At 68.8% G+C, this 14,780-nt stretch carries 13 protein-coding genes; 6 read left to right on the top strand and 7 right to left on the bottom strand.

Translation table 11 applies throughout. From position 1 onward, the window contains the following. Positions 1–98: 98 nt before the first annotated feature. Positions 99–1,784: an alkaline phosphatase D family protein gene (locus ACFW6D_RS05510; RefSeq protein ID WP_379325079.1), complete on the top strand. Its 1,686-nt coding sequence runs from the start codon at positions 99–101 to the stop codon at positions 1,782–1,784. Between the two features lie 7 nt (positions 1,785–1,791). On the opposite strand, the gene ACFW6D_RS05505 is transcribed toward ACFW6D_RS05510, so the two are convergent. Together ACFW6D_RS05505 and ACFW6D_RS05500 are read right to left on the bottom strand one after the other, a co-directional pair. Continuing rightward, a complete protein-coding gene (locus ACFW6D_RS05505; RefSeq protein WP_379325078.1) occupies positions 1,792–2,607 on the bottom strand; it encodes a siderophore-interacting protein in 816 nt (271 codons plus the stop codon). 66 nt (positions 2,608–2,673) lie between these two features. Further along, complete coding sequence (locus tag ACFW6D_RS05500; protein WP_379325076.1) at positions 2,674–3,843, bottom strand: phosphotransferase family protein; 1,170 nt, start codon at positions 3,841–3,843, stop codon at positions 2,674–2,676. Between the two features lie 193 nt (positions 3,844–4,036). Here ACFW6D_RS05500 and ACFW6D_RS05495 point away from each other — a divergent pair, with 193 nt between their 5' ends. Beyond that, a complete protein-coding gene (locus tag ACFW6D_RS05495; protein WP_379325074.1) occupies positions 4,037–5,056 on the top strand; it encodes a hypothetical protein in 1,020 nt (339 codons plus the stop codon). Here ACFW6D_RS05495 and ACFW6D_RS05490 read toward each other — a convergent pair. Further along, positions 5,053–6,021 (bottom strand): DUF389 domain-containing protein, encoded by a 969-nt coding sequence (locus tag ACFW6D_RS05490; RefSeq protein WP_379325072.1) that lies wholly within the window; start codon positions 6,019–6,021, stop codon positions 5,053–5,055. The two genes, ACFW6D_RS05495 and ACFW6D_RS05490, sit on opposite strands and share 4 nt — an antisense overlap. 75 nt (positions 6,022–6,096) lie before the next feature. After that, on the bottom strand, positions 6,097–7,902 hold the full coding sequence (gene aspS / locus ACFW6D_RS05485) for an aspartate--tRNA ligase (RefSeq protein ID WP_379325070.1): 1,806 nt from the start codon (positions 7,900–7,902) through the stop codon (positions 6,097–6,099). A 206-nt stretch (positions 7,903–8,108) separates the two neighbouring features. Here aspS and ACFW6D_RS05480 point away from each other — a divergent pair, with 206 nt between their 5' ends. Further along, entirely contained in the window at positions 8,109–9,035 is a 927-nt protein-coding gene (locus ACFW6D_RS05480; RefSeq protein WP_379325068.1) for a neutral zinc metallopeptidase, read from the top strand. 45 nt (positions 9,036–9,080) lie between these two features. Beyond that, positions 9,081–9,575 (top strand): hypothetical protein, encoded by a 495-nt coding sequence (locus ACFW6D_RS05475; RefSeq protein WP_379325066.1) that lies wholly within the window; start codon positions 9,081–9,083, stop codon positions 9,573–9,575. A gap of 67 nt (positions 9,576–9,642) precedes the next feature. Here the strand turns inward: ACFW6D_RS05475 and ACFW6D_RS05470 are convergent, their stop codons facing one another. Continuing rightward, the gene (locus ACFW6D_RS05470) at positions 9,643–11,265 is read right to left on the bottom strand and encodes a hypothetical protein (RefSeq protein WP_379325064.1); all 1,623 of its coding nucleotides are present in this window, start codon (positions 11,263–11,265) and stop codon (positions 9,643–9,645) included. Further along, positions 11,262–11,576: a type VII secretion target gene (locus tag ACFW6D_RS05465; RefSeq protein WP_379325062.1), complete on the bottom strand. Its 315-nt coding sequence runs from the start codon at positions 11,574–11,576 to the stop codon at positions 11,262–11,264. Before ACFW6D_RS05465 ends, ACFW6D_RS05470 begins: the two co-directional genes overlap by 4 nt. A gap of 209 nt (positions 11,577–11,785) precedes the next feature. Between ACFW6D_RS05465 and ACFW6D_RS05460 the strand changes: the two genes are divergently transcribed. Then, positions 11,786–12,760 (top strand): NAD-dependent epimerase/dehydratase family protein, encoded by a 975-nt coding sequence (locus ACFW6D_RS05460; protein WP_379325060.1) that lies wholly within the window; start codon positions 11,786–11,788, stop codon positions 12,758–12,760. Positions 12,761–12,791: 31 nt separating this feature from the next. Then, complete coding sequence (locus ACFW6D_RS05455) at positions 12,792–13,805, top strand: Rv2578c family radical SAM protein (protein ID WP_379325058.1); 1,014 nt, start codon at positions 12,792–12,794, stop codon at positions 13,803–13,805. Positions 13,806–13,984: 179 nt separating this feature from the next. On the opposite strand, the gene ACFW6D_RS05450 is transcribed toward ACFW6D_RS05455, so the two are convergent. Beyond that, entirely contained in the window at positions 13,985–14,629 is a 645-nt protein-coding gene (locus tag ACFW6D_RS05450; protein WP_379325056.1) for a hypothetical protein, read from the bottom strand. Positions 14,630–14,780: the final 151 nt, after the last annotated feature.

Raw genomic sequence — 14,780 nt, 5'->3', positions numbered from 1 at the left:
AGCGGCGCCCGACCGTCGCTCGCGAACCCGGAGGTTCCGACAAAATAGACAATTGACCAACACTTGTCGCGAGAACTTGCGCTCGCGTGATCCGTGGGATGAGATCGCTGATCGTGGCCGAAATCGCCGAAGTCCCCGCCGTTGCCGAGTCCGCCTTCGCGCGGCGGACCTTGTTCAAGGGCAGCGGCGTCGTCGCCGTCGCCGCGCTGACCACCGTCGCGACCACCGCACAGGCCACCGCGGCAGGCGGGGTGTTCCGGCACGGTGTCGCCTCGGGCGACCCGCTGCCGACCGCCGTCATCCTCTGGACCAGGGTCACCGTCGCCGACGACGCCACACCGGGCTCCGGCCTCGGCGACTCGATCGCGGTGCGTTGGGAGATCGCCACCGACGTCGGTTTCGGCGCGCTCGCCGCATCGGGCACCGTCACGGCGTCGATCGATTCCGACCATACCGTCAAGGTCGACGCGACCGGCCTCACGCCCGGTCAGGACTACTTCTACCGCTTCACCGTTGGCGGCGAGACCTCCCCCGTCGGCCGCACAAGAACCGCACCCGCACCCGACAGCGACATCGACCGCCTTCGCCTCGGCATGGTCTCCTGTGCCAACTGGGAAGCGGGCTGGTTCGGCGCATACCGCCACCTGGCCGCCCGCACCGATCTCGATGCGATCGTGCACCTCGGCGACTACATCTACGAGTACGCCCGTGGCCGCTACACCGGCCGCAACGGCGCGGTCCGCGCCCACGACCCGGTGACCGAGATCGTCACCCTCACCGACTACCGCACCCGCCACGGCCAGTACAAGACCGATCCTGACCTGATGGCCCTGCACGCCGCCGTACCGTTCATCTGCACCTGGGACGACCACGAGTCGGCCGACAACTCGTGGCGCGACGGCGCGGAGAACCACGACCCGGCCACCGAAGGCCCCTGGGTCGACCGCAAGGCTGCCTCGGCCCGCGCCTATCTCGAGTGGATGCCGGTGCGCGCGACCCGCGCCGACGGCCAGGTGCAGATCTACCGACGACTGCGGTTCGGCACCCTGGCGGAGCTGTCGATGCTGGATCTGCGCACCTACCGCGACGAGGAGGCGGGGCCGGTCGCGGGTTGGCGCCACGCCGACGACCCGTCGCGGACGATCACCGGCCGCACCCAAATGGATTGGCTCACCGCGGGACTCACCTCCTCCCCCACCCGTTGGAAGCTGATCGGCAACTCGGTGATGATCGCGCCGCTGGTGTTCCCGCCGCTGGAACCGGCGACGACCCAGGCGATCACCGAGGCGCTCGGCATCCCGCAGGGCGGCATCACCGTCAACGGCGACCAGTGGGACGGCTACACCGCCGACCGCACCACCCTGTTCCGCGCGATCGCCGACAACAAAGTGGGTGAAGTCGTGTTTCTCACCGGCGACATCCACACCTCGTGGGCGGCGGACCTGCCGGTCGACGCCGCGAACTACCCGGGCGGTCCGACCGTCGGCGCGGAATTCGTCATCCCGTCGGTCACCTCCTCCAGCGTCGGCGACCTGCTGAAGATGCCTCCCCGGACCGCCTCGGTCCCGGCGGAAGAAGCCATCAAGGCAGCCAATCGCCACCTGCGCTACACCGAACTCGACTCCCACGGTTTCGGGGTGCTCGAGGTGACCGCGACGCAGACCCAGATGGACTGGTTCTACGTCGCCGATGTCACCGATCCGGCGACCGGCGTCCGGCACGGCGCATCCTTCGCCGTTCCGGTGGGCGGACGGCTCGAGCAGCGACCGACGCCGGTGCTCTGACCGCGGATCACGCTCCTTCGGAGGCCAGTTCCCGCTTCCATTCGCGGAAGCCCTCCTCGGTGCGGCCGCGCCGCCAATATCCCGACACCGACTGCCATTTCGGCGCGACACCGCGTTCCTTGCGCAGGTAGGGGCGCAGGTGACGCATCACGGACTCGGCCTCGCCGTGCACGAACGCCTGGACCTGTCCTGGCAGCCACTCGGCCGCGCGCACCGCAGCCACCAGTGGCGAGTGCGCCCCGGCGAGGTCGTCGGTGATCCGGTCCGAGGACACACCGCGATGCACCCAGCGCAGGCGTAGGTCCGCAGGCGAGTCGAGGGCGATCTCGTCCTCGGTGCCACCCACCTCGACGAACACGACAGCGGGCGCACCAGCGGGCACCGCCTCGAGCGCCGCCGCGATGGCGGGTAGCGCCGATTCGTCGCCGACGAACAGATACCAGTCGGCCGCGGGGTCTGGTGCGAACGCGCCGCCCGGCCCGTTCAACCAGAACCGTGCGCCCGGCTCCACCGACCGCGCCCAGGGACCGGCAATGCCCTCGTCACCGTGCACCACGAAGTCGATGCTGATCTCGCGCCGCGCGGCGTCGAAGGAGCGCACGGTGTAGGTGCGCACCACCGGCTGACTCTCCGGGCCGAGCGTGGCGCGGACTTCGTCCGGATCGAACGGCTCGGGGTAGTCGACCCCGGGCGCCGGGAAGATCAACTTCACATAGGCGTCGGTGAACTCGTTCGAGGTGAAGTCGTCCGGCACAGTGCCGACCACCCGCACCAGATGCGGGGTCAACCACTGCTTGCGAACGACGGTGACAGGTTTCGGCACGACAGCTCCCACTTCCTCAGATCCCTGACGACGGTACGCCCGTCACGGCGGGAAGTGGGGTGCCAGCTACTCCGACCAGCGCTCCTCGAGCATCGCCGAGACTTGCTCGGCGAAGTCGCCGACCGCGTCGTCGCCGGTCATCCTGGCGTCTTCGGCCAGCGCCGACCACCGGTTGATCAACGCTTCCGAGCGTGGCACCGACAGCCCGTGTTCGCGCGCGGTGGCGATGCGGGTGTGGTCGGCGGGCAGGAACCAGTAGGTCGACAGCCAGACCCAGATCAGCCGGGCCTCGAGGATCCGTTCGGCCAGCACGGTGTCGTCGGCCAGCGACGGCCAGACACCGACCACGACCGAGCGCCAGGCCTCGACCATTTCCTTGGCGCGGCTGCGCGAGAGTTCGAAATCGCACAGGCAACCGGGGAACGAGACCAGCGCGTAGGCGATGTCGAGGGTGGCGTCGCGGAAACCGCCCCACTCGTAGTCGAGGAACCGCGCGCCTTCGTCGTTCATGATCACGTTGTCGGGGCACAGGTCCGACGGACTGAACGCGCGATAGCGACCACCGGTGAACAGGCGGTTGCCCGCCACGATGCGTTCGGCGATCTCGCCGGGCACCTCGATGCCGAATTCGGCCTGGAGCAGACCGGGAACATCGGCGATGGCGGAGTGGGCCTGCTGGGCGATCCCGTCGACACGATGCGCCGAGTCGACCCGCCGCATCAGGGCGACGAAGTCGGGTTCGCGGCCGACAGTCGCGGCATGCATCCGGCCCAGCGCCTGCGCGAACGCCATCAGCGAGTTGCGGGTGCCCGGCTCGACACGCGCCTGCAGCACCGAGGTGAGCAGCGCGTTGTCGCCGAGATCCGACAGCACCAACAGCCGGTCGGGGACGCTGTGGGCGATGAGGAAGGCACCGGGACGCTGTTCGCGGCTCAGCGCGGTGGTGAACTGGTAGGACACCGCCTCACGCAGGAACGCGGCGTCGATACTGGCGACGCCGGGCGCCATTCCACCGATGCGGCGGTCAGGACTGGAACCGCGCACCTGTTTCACGATCAGCGTGCGCGGCAACGAGAATGCGTTTTCCGCAACACGCACGCGTAGGACTGTCGTCCTACCACTGCCGCTGAGCTCCATCGGATCACTCAGCTTTACCGGAGCACCCATTCGCTTTGTGAGCAACTGTTGTGCTGCGGACACGACGTCGGCGGCGCGTTCGGCCAATAGTGCGGTCATCGCCTCTCAAGCTACTCGTACCCGGTCACTTCTAGCGAGCGGTTGGACAACCTTTCCGCGTCGTTCGGCGTGTTGGCGCCGAGGTTGCGCGTGTGTGCCTGTTCGCTTGACACATCAGCCGGTCTTCGGGTTTTCTCATCGTGAACTGCTGTGCGCCACACCGCAAACCGGTTGAGTCGAAAGGTCTATCACAATGACCGACACTCCGTACGCCGCATCGAGCGATTCGCCGGGCGGGTCGCCTGTTCCGGGCGGTGGCGGACAGTTCGCCGGCCCCTCGGGCAGACACGAGAGCGCGGGGCCCGCGCAGACCTCCGGCGCTGGACCGGGCAGGCACGGAATGGCCGGTGGCGCAGGCTATCCGCAATTCGAAGGCCCCGGCGCCGCACAGTACGGGCAGGAGCCGGTGGAGCCGCCACCGCCGATTGCCGGCCACGGCGGGCGGACTCCGCACTACGGGCCGACGGGCACGGGGCCCGGTTACGCCGTCCCCCAGGCGAAACCGGAGAATCCGACCTACCCGGCCGCCCCCGCAACCGGCGTGTCGCCGGTCGGTGCCGGGCAGACGCCCGGTTACCTCCATTCGGGAGCACAGGCCCTCGATATCGGCCGTTCGCTGAGCTATGGCTGGGAACGCTTCCGGGTCAATCCGGGTCCGTGGCTCGGCGTCACCGCGGTGGGGGTGCTGATCTACCTCGGATTCGTCGCCGTGGTCCAACTCGTCGAGCCGACGTCGGCACTGGGCGTGCTGTTGCTGTTCCTGTTGGTGATCGTCGGGCTGTGGCTGCTGCAGGCGGCGATGGTGCGTGGCGCGCTCTACGAAACCGACGGGTACCCACCGGCTTTCGGGTCGTTCTTCCGGTTCGTGAACGCGGGCAATGTCCTGCTGACCTCGCTGCTCGCCTTCACCATCACGCTGGTGTTGTCGGCGCTGTGCCTGGCGCCGGGGCTGATCGCCGGGTTCCTGTGCATGTTCTCGTTGCACTTCGTGATCGATCAGGACTACGGCCCGGTGGAGGCGATCAAGGCGAGCGCGCAGCTGGTGCTGGCGAACCTGTGGGCGGCGCTGCTGCTGGCGCTGACCGTCATGCTGGTCACCCTCGTCGGCCTCGCCCTGTGCGGGCTCGGCCTGTTCGTCGCGGGGCCGGTGTGTGTGATCGCGGTGACCTACTCGTACCGGATGCTGACCGCGGGACCCGTCGCGCGCATCTAGCGTTCGAGCGCGGACCGCATGCCGATGGCCCGCTTGAACCGGCCGAGCGGGCCGTTCGCGTCGCCCGCCTTCGGCCGCAGCTCGAGCACGAGAACACCGGCGATCACGATGCCGACCAGGTTCACCGCCAGCTGACCGACCGACTCGAACGCCCGATGCCACTGCCCGAGCGTCGCCGCCACCACCGCGTACCCGGCGGCGGGCACGGTCGTCACCGAGATGAACACCCCGATCAGCGCCGCCGACTTGGCGGTGACCAGCGACAGCATGCCCGCTGCGCCGGCGAGCAACGCCACGACCAGTGAGAACGGACCGACCTCGTAGATGAAGTCGACGCTGTGCGCGTCGATCACGCCCGCGGTGGTGATCCAGCCGAGCTTCTCCCACACGATCGTCGCGCCGAGCGTGATCACCATGGCGATCGGGAACGCCACCGCCAGCGCGATCATCGAGCGCCGCGCCAGCCGCCAGTTGCGGCGCACCAGCGCCACCGACAACGCCGCCAGTGGACCGAACTCCGGGCCCACCACCATCGCGCCGACGATGGTCACCGGCGAGTCGGTCGCCACACCGATCGCGGCAAGCAGGCAGGCGATGGTCAGGAACGCGACGAAGGTGGCGTTGAGCGAGGCTTCCTCGTGGGTTTCCTTGAGCAGTTGCTCCCAGATCACCGCGTCACTCGGATCACCGGGCGCCGCCCGCACCGCGCGATCCGCGGCATCGGAGAGCACCGCGGTGACCGGGCCGAGGGTGATCCCGCCGTGCTCGACGATGCCGAGCGACTTCACCTGGGCGAGAACCTTGTTGCCCGCCTCGCGCGCCACATCGGCCTGCACGAGATCGCCCGCGGGCTCGAGCGCGATGCCGCGGGCCACCGTGAGATGGGTGACGCCGGCATCGGCTTCGAGGATCCGCACCAACTCATCGGTCTGGTCGGGCGGGCAGATCACTCGAAGATGTAGCACCGGTGTCCTCCTGGTCGGTATCGCCGTGGCGATACGGGAACTGACCAGAAGGTACCGGGCTACCCTCGATGACCGCTATTTCTCGGCCGCAACAACTTTCGGCGCGTCGGCGGCGGCCTTGACCACCGGCTTGGCGTCGATGCCGGCTTCCTTGCGCTGCTGCGCGGTGATCTGCGCGGGCGCGTCGGTGAGCGGGTCGACGCCGCCACCGGTCTTGGGGAACGCGATCACCTCACGGATCGAGTCCTCACCGGCCAGCAGCGCGGTGATGCGGTCCCAGCCGAAGGCGATGCCGCCCATGGGCGGGGCGCCGTAGGAGAAGGCGTCGAGCAGGAAGCCGAACTTCTCCTGGGCCTCGTCGTGGTCGATACCCATCACCTTGAACACGCGTTCCTGCACGTCGCGGCGGTGGATACGGATGGAACCGCCACCGATCTCGTTGCCGTTGCAGACGATGTCGTAGGCGTAGGCCAGCGCCGAACCGGGGTCGGTGTCGAAGGTGTCGATCGAATCCGGCTTGGGCGAGGTGAACGCGTGGTGCACCGCGGTCCAGGCCGAGTGACCCAGTGCCACGTCACCGCTGGCGGTGGCCTCGGCGGCGGGCTCGAACATCGGGGCGTCGACGATCCAGACGAAGGCCCAGGCGTTCGGGTCGATGAGGTCGCACTTGCGGGCGATCTCGCCGCGCGCGGCACCGAGCAGGGCGCGCTGCGCCTTGGTCGGGCCTGCCGCGAAGAACACGCAGTCGCCGGGTTCGGCGCCGACATGCTTGGCCAGGCCGTCACGCTCGGCATCAGTCAGGTTCTTGGCGACCGGGCCGCCGAGGGTGCCGTCTTCGTTGATCAGGATGTAGGCGAGGCCCTTGGCGCCGCGCTGCTTGGCCCATTCCTGCCACGCATCGAGCTGACGTCGCGGCTGGCTCGCGCCACCCGGCATCACGACCGCGCCGACGTACTCCGCCTGGAACACCCGGAACGGTGTGTCCTTGAAGTACTCGGCGCATTCGGTGATCTCGATCCCGAAGCGCAGGTCGGGCTTGTCGGAGCCGTAGCGCCGCATCGCCTCCGCGTAGGTCATGTGCGGGATCGGCGTGACGATGTCGTGGCCGATCAGCTTCCACAGCGCGGTGAGGATGTCCTCGGCCAGCAGGATCACGTCGTCCTGGCGGACGAAGCTCATCTCGATGTCGAGCTGGGTGAACTCCGGCTGACGGTCGGCGCGGAAGTCCTCGTCGCGGTAGCAGCGCGCGATCTGGTAGTAGCGCTCGATGCCGCCGACCATGAGCAGCTGCTTGAACAGCTGCGGGCTCTGCGGCAGGGCGTAGAAGCTGCCCGGCTGCAGGCGCGCGGGGACAAGGAAGTCGCGGGCGCCCTCGGGGGTGGAGCGGGTGAGCGTGGGGGTCTCGACCTCGATGAAGTCGTGGCTCGCCAGCACGTCGCGGGCGGCGGCGTTGACCTTGGACCGCAGGCGGATGGCGTGGCCGGGTCCTTCGCGGCGCAGGTCGAGGTAGCGGTACTTGAGGCGGGCCTCGTCGCCGGGGGTCTCGTCGAGCTGGAACGGCAGCGGCGCGCTCTCGTTGAGCACGACCAGTTCCTTGGCGTCGACCTCGATCTGCCCGGTCGGCAGCTCCGGGTTCTCGTTGCCGTCGGGACGCCGTTCCACCACACCGGTGACCTGCACACAGAATTCCGCGCGGAGCTTGTGGGCCTGTTCGGCCGCCTCGCCCTCGCGGAAAACCACCTGCGAGACGCCCGAGGCATCGCGCAGATCGATGAAGGTCACACCACCGTGGTCACGACGCCTCGCCACCCAGCCGGTGAGGGTGACGGTCTGACCGGCGTGCTCGCCTCGCAGCGAACCAGCCAAGTGGGTGCGCAGCACGGTATTCCTTTCGACAGACTTTCGCGGACTCGACGCACCGCGACGAAGGCGGTGCACTGCCATCGTAGTGAGACACGGTGCCGGGATGAAAACCGATATCTTCCCTACCGTGTCAAGCTTGTGACACTGTCCACCGCCTGCCGCCCTCGCAGGCGGTGAATCATGCTGTGAGGCAGCTGGACAACCGAGCGAAGGCGAGTACCGCGATGACCTTCAACGAAGGTATGCAGATCGATCCCGGCCGGGCATCGTCCGGCGGCGGGCCAGGCATGGGTGGCAAACTCGCCGTCGGTGGCGGCGCGGGCGGTCTGATCCTGTTGGTGATCACACTGCTGCTCGGTGGCGATCCGGGGTCGGTGCTCGGCAACTTCACCGGCGCGCAGTCCGACCAGCAGGGCCAGCCCGGTACCGCGGGCACGCCGTCGCACTGCAAAACCGGTGCCGACGCGAACAAGTACGTCGACTGCCGGGTGGTCGCGACCGCGCAGAGCCTGGACGCCGTGTGGTCGGTGCAGTTGCCCAAGCAGACCGGCAAGCAGTACGTGGAGCCGAAGCTGGTGCTGTTCACCGGTGGCGTGAGCACCGGCTGCGGCAATGCCACCAGTGACGTCGGCCCGTTCTACTGCCCCGCCGACCAGACCGCCTATTTCGACACCGCGTTCTTCCAGGAACTCACCGACCGCTTCGGTGCGAGCGCGGGACCGCTGGCGCAGGAGTACGTGGTCGCGCACGAGGTCGGCCACCACATCCAGAACCAGCTCGGCGATATCGGCAAGGCCCAGCGCGATCCGCAGGGCGCGACCTCCGGTGCGGTGCGCACCGAGCTGCAGGCCGACTGCTACGCCGGGATCTGGGCCAACTTCGCCGACAAGCAGCCCTCGCCAGGCGGCGGTCAACCGTTCCTGAAGCCCTTGTCGGACACCGATATTCGTGATGCGCTTTCTGCTGCCAATGCCGTAGGCGACGACCGAATCCAGCGGTCCGCCGGGCGCGGCGTGAACCCCGAATCGTGGACCCACGGGTCCTCGGATCAGCGGCAGAAATGGTTCCTCGTCGGGTATCGAACCGGGTCGGTGCAGGCCTGCGACACCTATTCCGCACGTGACCTCGACAACCCGCCCGGGCTACGCTGACCCGAACGCGAAACCCGCACACTGTCTTTCGATCGAGGGGAACCCATGCGCCCGACCATGACCGGACTGCTCGTCTGCGCTCTCGCTCTCAGCGGCGCGAGCGCCGTCGCTCACGCCGATCCGGCGCCACTACCGCTGGTGAGCCTGACCACCATCCCCGACGGCTGGTCTCAGCGCACGGACCTGCGCCCGGTCCTGCAGATCTTCGCCGACGGCAAGGCCGTCCACATGCCCGACGCGGCGAGCAAGGACCGCAAGCCAGAGACCGCGCCCAAGAAGGTGACCGGAAAGGTTGCCGCCGACGTGATCTCGGCCGCGCGCGAGGAGATCAACGCGCTGAAGGACACCGATTTCGGCATCCCGGCCGGTGACAACAGGGGCACGCAGATCATCGACCTGATGCCCGACGATCCGGACGGCGAAGCCCACCTGGTCATCTACTCCCCCGAGGCGTCCGACGGCCTCAACCCGGAGCAGAAGGATGCCCGCAAGCGCTTCACCGATCTCTACAAGAAGCTGGTCGACGCCTTCAAGAGCTGATCGCCGAACGACAAGGGGCTCACCGGTTTTCCACCGGTGAGCCCCTTGTCGTTCAGTAGCGCCTCGATCAGAAGCGATCCGCGGTCTCGTCCGCATCGCGCTCGTCCTCGTGGACGGCACCGATGACGTCAGGCGTGGATTCGCCCAGCGGACCGGTGAGATCGTCGTTGCCGGTGCGGCTCTGGTAGGGCTGCACGGTACGACCGTGTTCTTCCTCGTTGTTGCCACGGCCTGCGCCCGCGCCCGCGCCGCCGCCCATCATGCCGGAGCTGCCGCTGGTGCCCGCCGCGGTGGTACTCGCGCCCATTCCGCCCGGGGTCATGGCACGGCCACCCGCGCCAGGCACAGCCGCACCCGGCACGGCCGCGGTGCTCTTCGGCGTTCCCGCACTCGGGGTGCCCCCGGTGCTGCCACCGGCGCCGCCGCCTCGTGCGGTACCGAGTGCGCCGAGCGAAGCGCCACCGCCGCCACCGCCGCCCGAACCGCCCGTACCGAGGCTCGACGGAGTGGTCGAACCGGGAGTCGTGGTGGTACCGGGAGTGGTGCTCGCCGCGGTGGTGGAGGCATCGCCGCCGAGCGCTTCCTGCGCCTGGGTGAGCAGCGGTTCGCCGATGTTCTCCGAGGCCGCGGTCAGGACGTCCTCCGGCGAGGGCAGACCACTCTGACTGGCGAGCTGCCCGACGACGCCGCTGAGTTCGCCGGTGTACCCCATCAACTGCCCACGGGTGACGTTGACGACCGACACCGCTTCACCGAGATGCGTTGTGGCCAAACCGATCAGCGTGGCCTGGGTGGGCGGCAGCATGATCGTCGGCGCGAGCGCGGTGGCCTGCGCGGCGAAGGTGGTGGCGATGGTGGTGAGCTGCGCGTTGCCCGTCTGGACGACGGCCGCCGCCTGCTGGGTGAGCGCCGAGATGTCGATGCCGCGCTGGCTGGTTTCCTGGCCCTGGGTCTGGGCCTGCTGGCTGGCAGTGGTCGCCGAGTCGGCAGCCTGGCCTTCCCACACCTGCTGGACGGTCTTCACGCCACCTTGGGCCAGGCTCATCGCCTGCTCGATGACGGCCGAGGAGTTGCTCAGGATCGCGGTCGGGTCCAGCGAGCTGAAAATGCCGGTGCCGAAGCTGCTGAGCAGGTCGAGGAACGGCTGGAACAGGGTTTCGATACCGGGCAGCGCGGGCAGCGACAGCCCGCTCATCAGCGCGGCGACCGGATCGTCGGTCAGCGTCGTGGCCGCGGCGGACGGGCTCGCGCCGGTAGCGCCCGACGCACCGGCGCCTGACGTGCCGGTGAGCGCGGACTTGGCCTGGTCGAACGCGGTCAGCGCGGCAGCCGAGGCGGGCGCCGCCATCTGCGCCACCGTGCCCTGCAGACCGCTGAGCGCGGACGACGCGTCCTCCGAGACACCGGACAGGATGTCCTGGGGCTCCATGCCGGTGCCGAGGCCACCGAGCCCACCCAATCCGGCCGGCGACATGGTGCCGCCCTGCGCCTCGTCGGTGACTTTCTGCGCGAGGGCGAAGACCGCTTCTTCGGTTTCGGCCGCGTCGTCGGGCACCTGCATCAGCGGCACATCCAGGATGGCCTGCGAATCCACGGGCACCGCGCCCATCACCGATGCCGTGGCGGCGTCGGCGGTGGCCATGGCGGCCTCGGGCGCGATGACGCCCGCGTCGGAGCTCAACGGCTTCATACCGCGCCGCCGATTCCGGCAGCTTGACGCGCGAGCTCGGCGGCATTGTCGATATCGGTGGTCTCGAAGGTCACCGACGACTTGAAGGCCGCGTCGGACAGCGAGCTGAACTTCGACGACAGGTCGTTGATGTCCTTGGCCTGCAACGCTTGTGCGGCCGCGAACATCGCCAGGTAGTCGGCGCCGATGAGGCCGAACACCGGCGTCGCAGCCGACACGCTGGCCACCAGGTCGATATTGCCCGCCGCGGCGACCTGTGCCGCCACCCCGCCATTGGTCGCCGCGAACGCAGCGACGTCTGCGGGTTGCACCGAAACATGATTCATGCGAAATCCCCCCAACTCGTCGTCAAAAGTCTGCACTACAGGAGCGATCGGCGGACGCGAAACTCCCGACGCGACCACCCAACTGCGGTTGGCGCCAAATATAGCCGAACTCCCCGACAGTTTTCGAGTCGTGCCACCAACTGTGCGCGCGACCCCACTAGGAAAACTAGAACATGTTCTATATCCTCGGGCACATGAAGGTCGCAGTGACCGGCGCAGCCGGCTACCTCGGTACCAACCTGATCCCCCTGCTCGTCGAGCGCGGCCACGAGGTCGTCGCGATCGACCGCGTGGCCCCGACCATTGCCGACCCGGCCGTGACCTGGATCGACGGCGATGTGCTCGACCCGGTGTCGATGCGTGCGGCGCTGGCGGGCACCGAGGTGGTCTACCACCTGGTCGCGTTGATCACCCTCGCCGAACGCAACGATCTGGCGTGGCGGGTGAACACCGAGGGCGTGCGAGTCACCGCCGAGGCGGCGCTGGACTCGGGGGTGCGCCGGTTCGTGCACACCAGTTCCATCCACGCCTTCGATCAATATCGCGCGGGCGGGCACATCGACGAGACCTCCGGCCGCTCCGACGATCCCGGCCTGCCGGTCTACGACCGGTCCAAGTGGTCCGGCGAGCTGGCCTTGCGTCCGGTGATCGAGCGCGGGCTCGACGCGGTGATCGTGAATCCGACCGGCGTCTACGGCCCGGTCGACCACCCCGAGCGCCTGTCTCGGCTCAACTCCACCGTCGCCCAGGCCATGCGCGGCCGGATTCCGGTGATGATCGGCGGCGGCTTCGACCTGGTCGATGTGCGCGATGTCGCCCATGGCCTGATCCTCGCGGGCGAGAAGGGCCGCACCGGCGAGAACTACCTACTCGGCGGCGAGATGACCACGATGATCGACCTGTGCCGGATGGCCGCGGCCCGCACCGGCGCCAAGGGTCCACGCTTCGCGATCCCGGCGAAGGCGCTCGGCGCGCTGCTGCCGGTACTCGAACCGATCAGCAGGCGCCTGGGCTCCGACATCCTGTCCAAAGCCGCACTCGGCGCGCTGATCTCGGCGCCGATCGTCGATCACGACAAGGCCGAACGCGAACTCGGCTACCACCCTCGCCCGACCGCGGAGACCGTCAACGACCTCGTCGACTTCCTGCGGGCGTCCCGTCAGGCTTGACAGTTGTTCGAACAAATGTTCGACTCGTGGGATGCGGTGGCAAGCCCAGACCCTGGACGCCGATGACGGCGCGTTGCCCGGCCTGACCAGGGCCGGGCTGGTTCGATCCGTGCGGACACCGGAGTTCGAGGGCATCACCTTTCACGAGGTGCTGTGCAAGAGCGCGCTGAACAAGATGCCAGAGAGCTCCGCGCTGCCGTTCCGCTGGACGATCAACCCGATGCGCGGCTGCTCGCACGCCTGCCGCTACTGCTTCGCGCGGGGCAGCCACGAATATCTCGGCCTGGACGCGGGCGAGGATTTCGATTCCGAGATCGTGGTGAAAACCAATATCGGCGCGGTGCTGCGCCGCGAACTCATGCGTCGTTCCTGGCGGCGCGAGGCGGTGGCGCTGGGCACCAACACCGACCCGTATCAGCGCGCCGAGGGCCGATACCGCTTGATGCCCGACATCATTCGCGCGCTCTCCGACTCGGGCACACCCTTCTCGATCCTCACCAAGGGTCCGCTGCTGCGCCGCGATCTGCCGCTGCTCACGGAGGCGGCACGGCAGGTCGAAGTGAGTGTCGCGGTGTCGATCGCCATCCTCGATCCCGACCTGCACCACCGCCTCGAACCCGGCACTCCCGAACCGCGCGCCCGCCTCGACCTGGTCCGCGCCCTGGCCGACGCCGGTTTCACCGTCCATGTCATGGCCGCGCCGATCATCCCCTGCCTCACCGACAGCCGAGCCCACCTCGAGGCCCTGTTCGCCGCGATCGCCGATGCGGGCGCATCCAGCGCCATGGCCTTCCCGATGCATCTGCGCGGTCCCACCCGCGATTGGTTTCTCACCTGGCTCGGCACCGAGCACCCCGCCCTCATGCGCCGCTACCGCCAGCTCTATGCCCGCGGCGGCAACGTCACGCCCCTCTATCGCGACTGGCTACGCGACCGAGTGAACCCCCTCCTCACCCACCACGGTTTGCGCACCACCCAAGGCCGCACCACCCCACTCGCGCCTTCACCCCCACCGCAAGACACCCAACTCGCTCTCTTCGGCTGACGGCGCCGCAGCGACCAGCCACCCACCGTTACAGAGCTCCGCGGCCCACCCACCATCGATCAACTGCTCGGCGATGCCACTGGCCGTGCACGCGCAGTGCCGGCGAGCCGGTTTCCGACGGAGTTGATGATCGGCCGACTCCCACGACCACCGCGTTCTACGGGCGCGTCGAACGACGCTCAACCCAGCGCGGCGACTTCGGAATCGGTGAGGACCACCGGCGAAACGCTGTCCTTGCCGCGCACCGACTGCACCGCGCGATACAGCGGGCGTTCGTCGAGGCCTGCGTCGCGGGCCTCCGCGCGCAGTTGCTGGACGAGCACTTCCGAGATCGCGACCGCGGCGACGAGTTCGCTGGAGGCGAGGGCGTCGGCGAGTTTGCGCAGGCCGAGCAGGTGCAGTTCGCGGCCGCTGCCGACATCGGTGTACATCGCCAATGGGACCAGTTGGGTGTCGGCCCCGACCGTTGCCTTCAGCACGATGCGACTGAGCCTGCCCGGGTAGACGAGCAGTTGCACGCCCGTGGCGTCGGCGAGGTCGACGGTGTACTCGCCGAACAGCCGATGGGCGCGGATCACGGTGCCGCTCAACCACATTCGCCGACGCTTGAACGCGAACACGTAGCCGACGGTCGGGACCGCGACGACCAGACCGATCAGGATCGCGTACGGCCAGCTCAGCCACACCGCCGACAGCAACGTCGCCCCCACGCCGACGCCGAACGCGGCCAGCGCGAGCCTGCGCAACATCGGTGCGAACACCTCGGGCGCCACCAGGTCGATACCGACCGCTTCCGTCGCCGCCTGCCCGGACTGCCCGTCCACGATTACCTCTCCACCCCCACCGGCCCGCCCGGCGTGGGGGGGGGGGGGGTTAAAGGGGGGCCCCCCCCCCCGCCCGCCGGGGGGGGGGGGGGGGGGGCGGACCCCCCCCCCCGGGGGGGGGCGCCCCCAACAGGGCCCGACAAACCCCCCG

The sequence above is a fragment of the Nocardia sp. NPDC058705 genome (assembly GCF_042749305.1).
GTDB lineage: Bacteria > Actinomycetota > Actinomycetes > Mycobacteriales > Mycobacteriaceae > Nocardia.
The sequence above is the reverse complement of the archived record's forward strand: the minus strand, read 5'-3'. Positions and strand labels throughout refer to the sequence as shown.

Bases quoted from the DNA above. Each gene is read 5' to 3' on its own strand.
- ACFW6D_RS05460 (WP_379325060.1), top strand. From the start codon at position 11,786: ATGAAGGTCGCAGTGACCGGCGCAGCCGGCTACCTCGGTACCAACCTG.
- ACFW6D_RS05470 (WP_379325064.1), bottom strand. From the start codon at position 11,265: ATGAAGCCGTTGAGCTCCGACGCGGGCGTCATCGCGCCCGAGGCCGCC.
- ACFW6D_RS05455 (WP_379325058.1), top strand. From the start codon at position 12,792: ATGCGGTGGCAAGCCCAGACCCTGGACGCCGATGACGGCGCGTTGCCC.
- ACFW6D_RS05480 (WP_379325068.1), top strand. From the start codon at position 8,109: ATGACCTTCAACGAAGGTATGCAGATCGATCCCGGCCGGGCATCGTCC.
- ACFW6D_RS05500 (WP_379325076.1), bottom strand. From the start codon at position 3,843: ATGACCGCACTATTGGCCGAACGCGCCGCCGACGTCGTGTCCGCAGCA.
- ACFW6D_RS05510 (WP_379325079.1), top strand. From the start codon at position 99: ATGAGATCGCTGATCGTGGCCGAAATCGCCGAAGTCCCCGCCGTTGCC.
- ACFW6D_RS05495 (WP_379325074.1), top strand. From the start codon at position 4,037: ATGACCGACACTCCGTACGCCGCATCGAGCGATTCGCCGGGCGGGTCG.
- ACFW6D_RS05475 (WP_379325066.1), top strand. From the start codon at position 9,081: ATGCGCCCGACCATGACCGGACTGCTCGTCTGCGCTCTCGCTCTCAGC.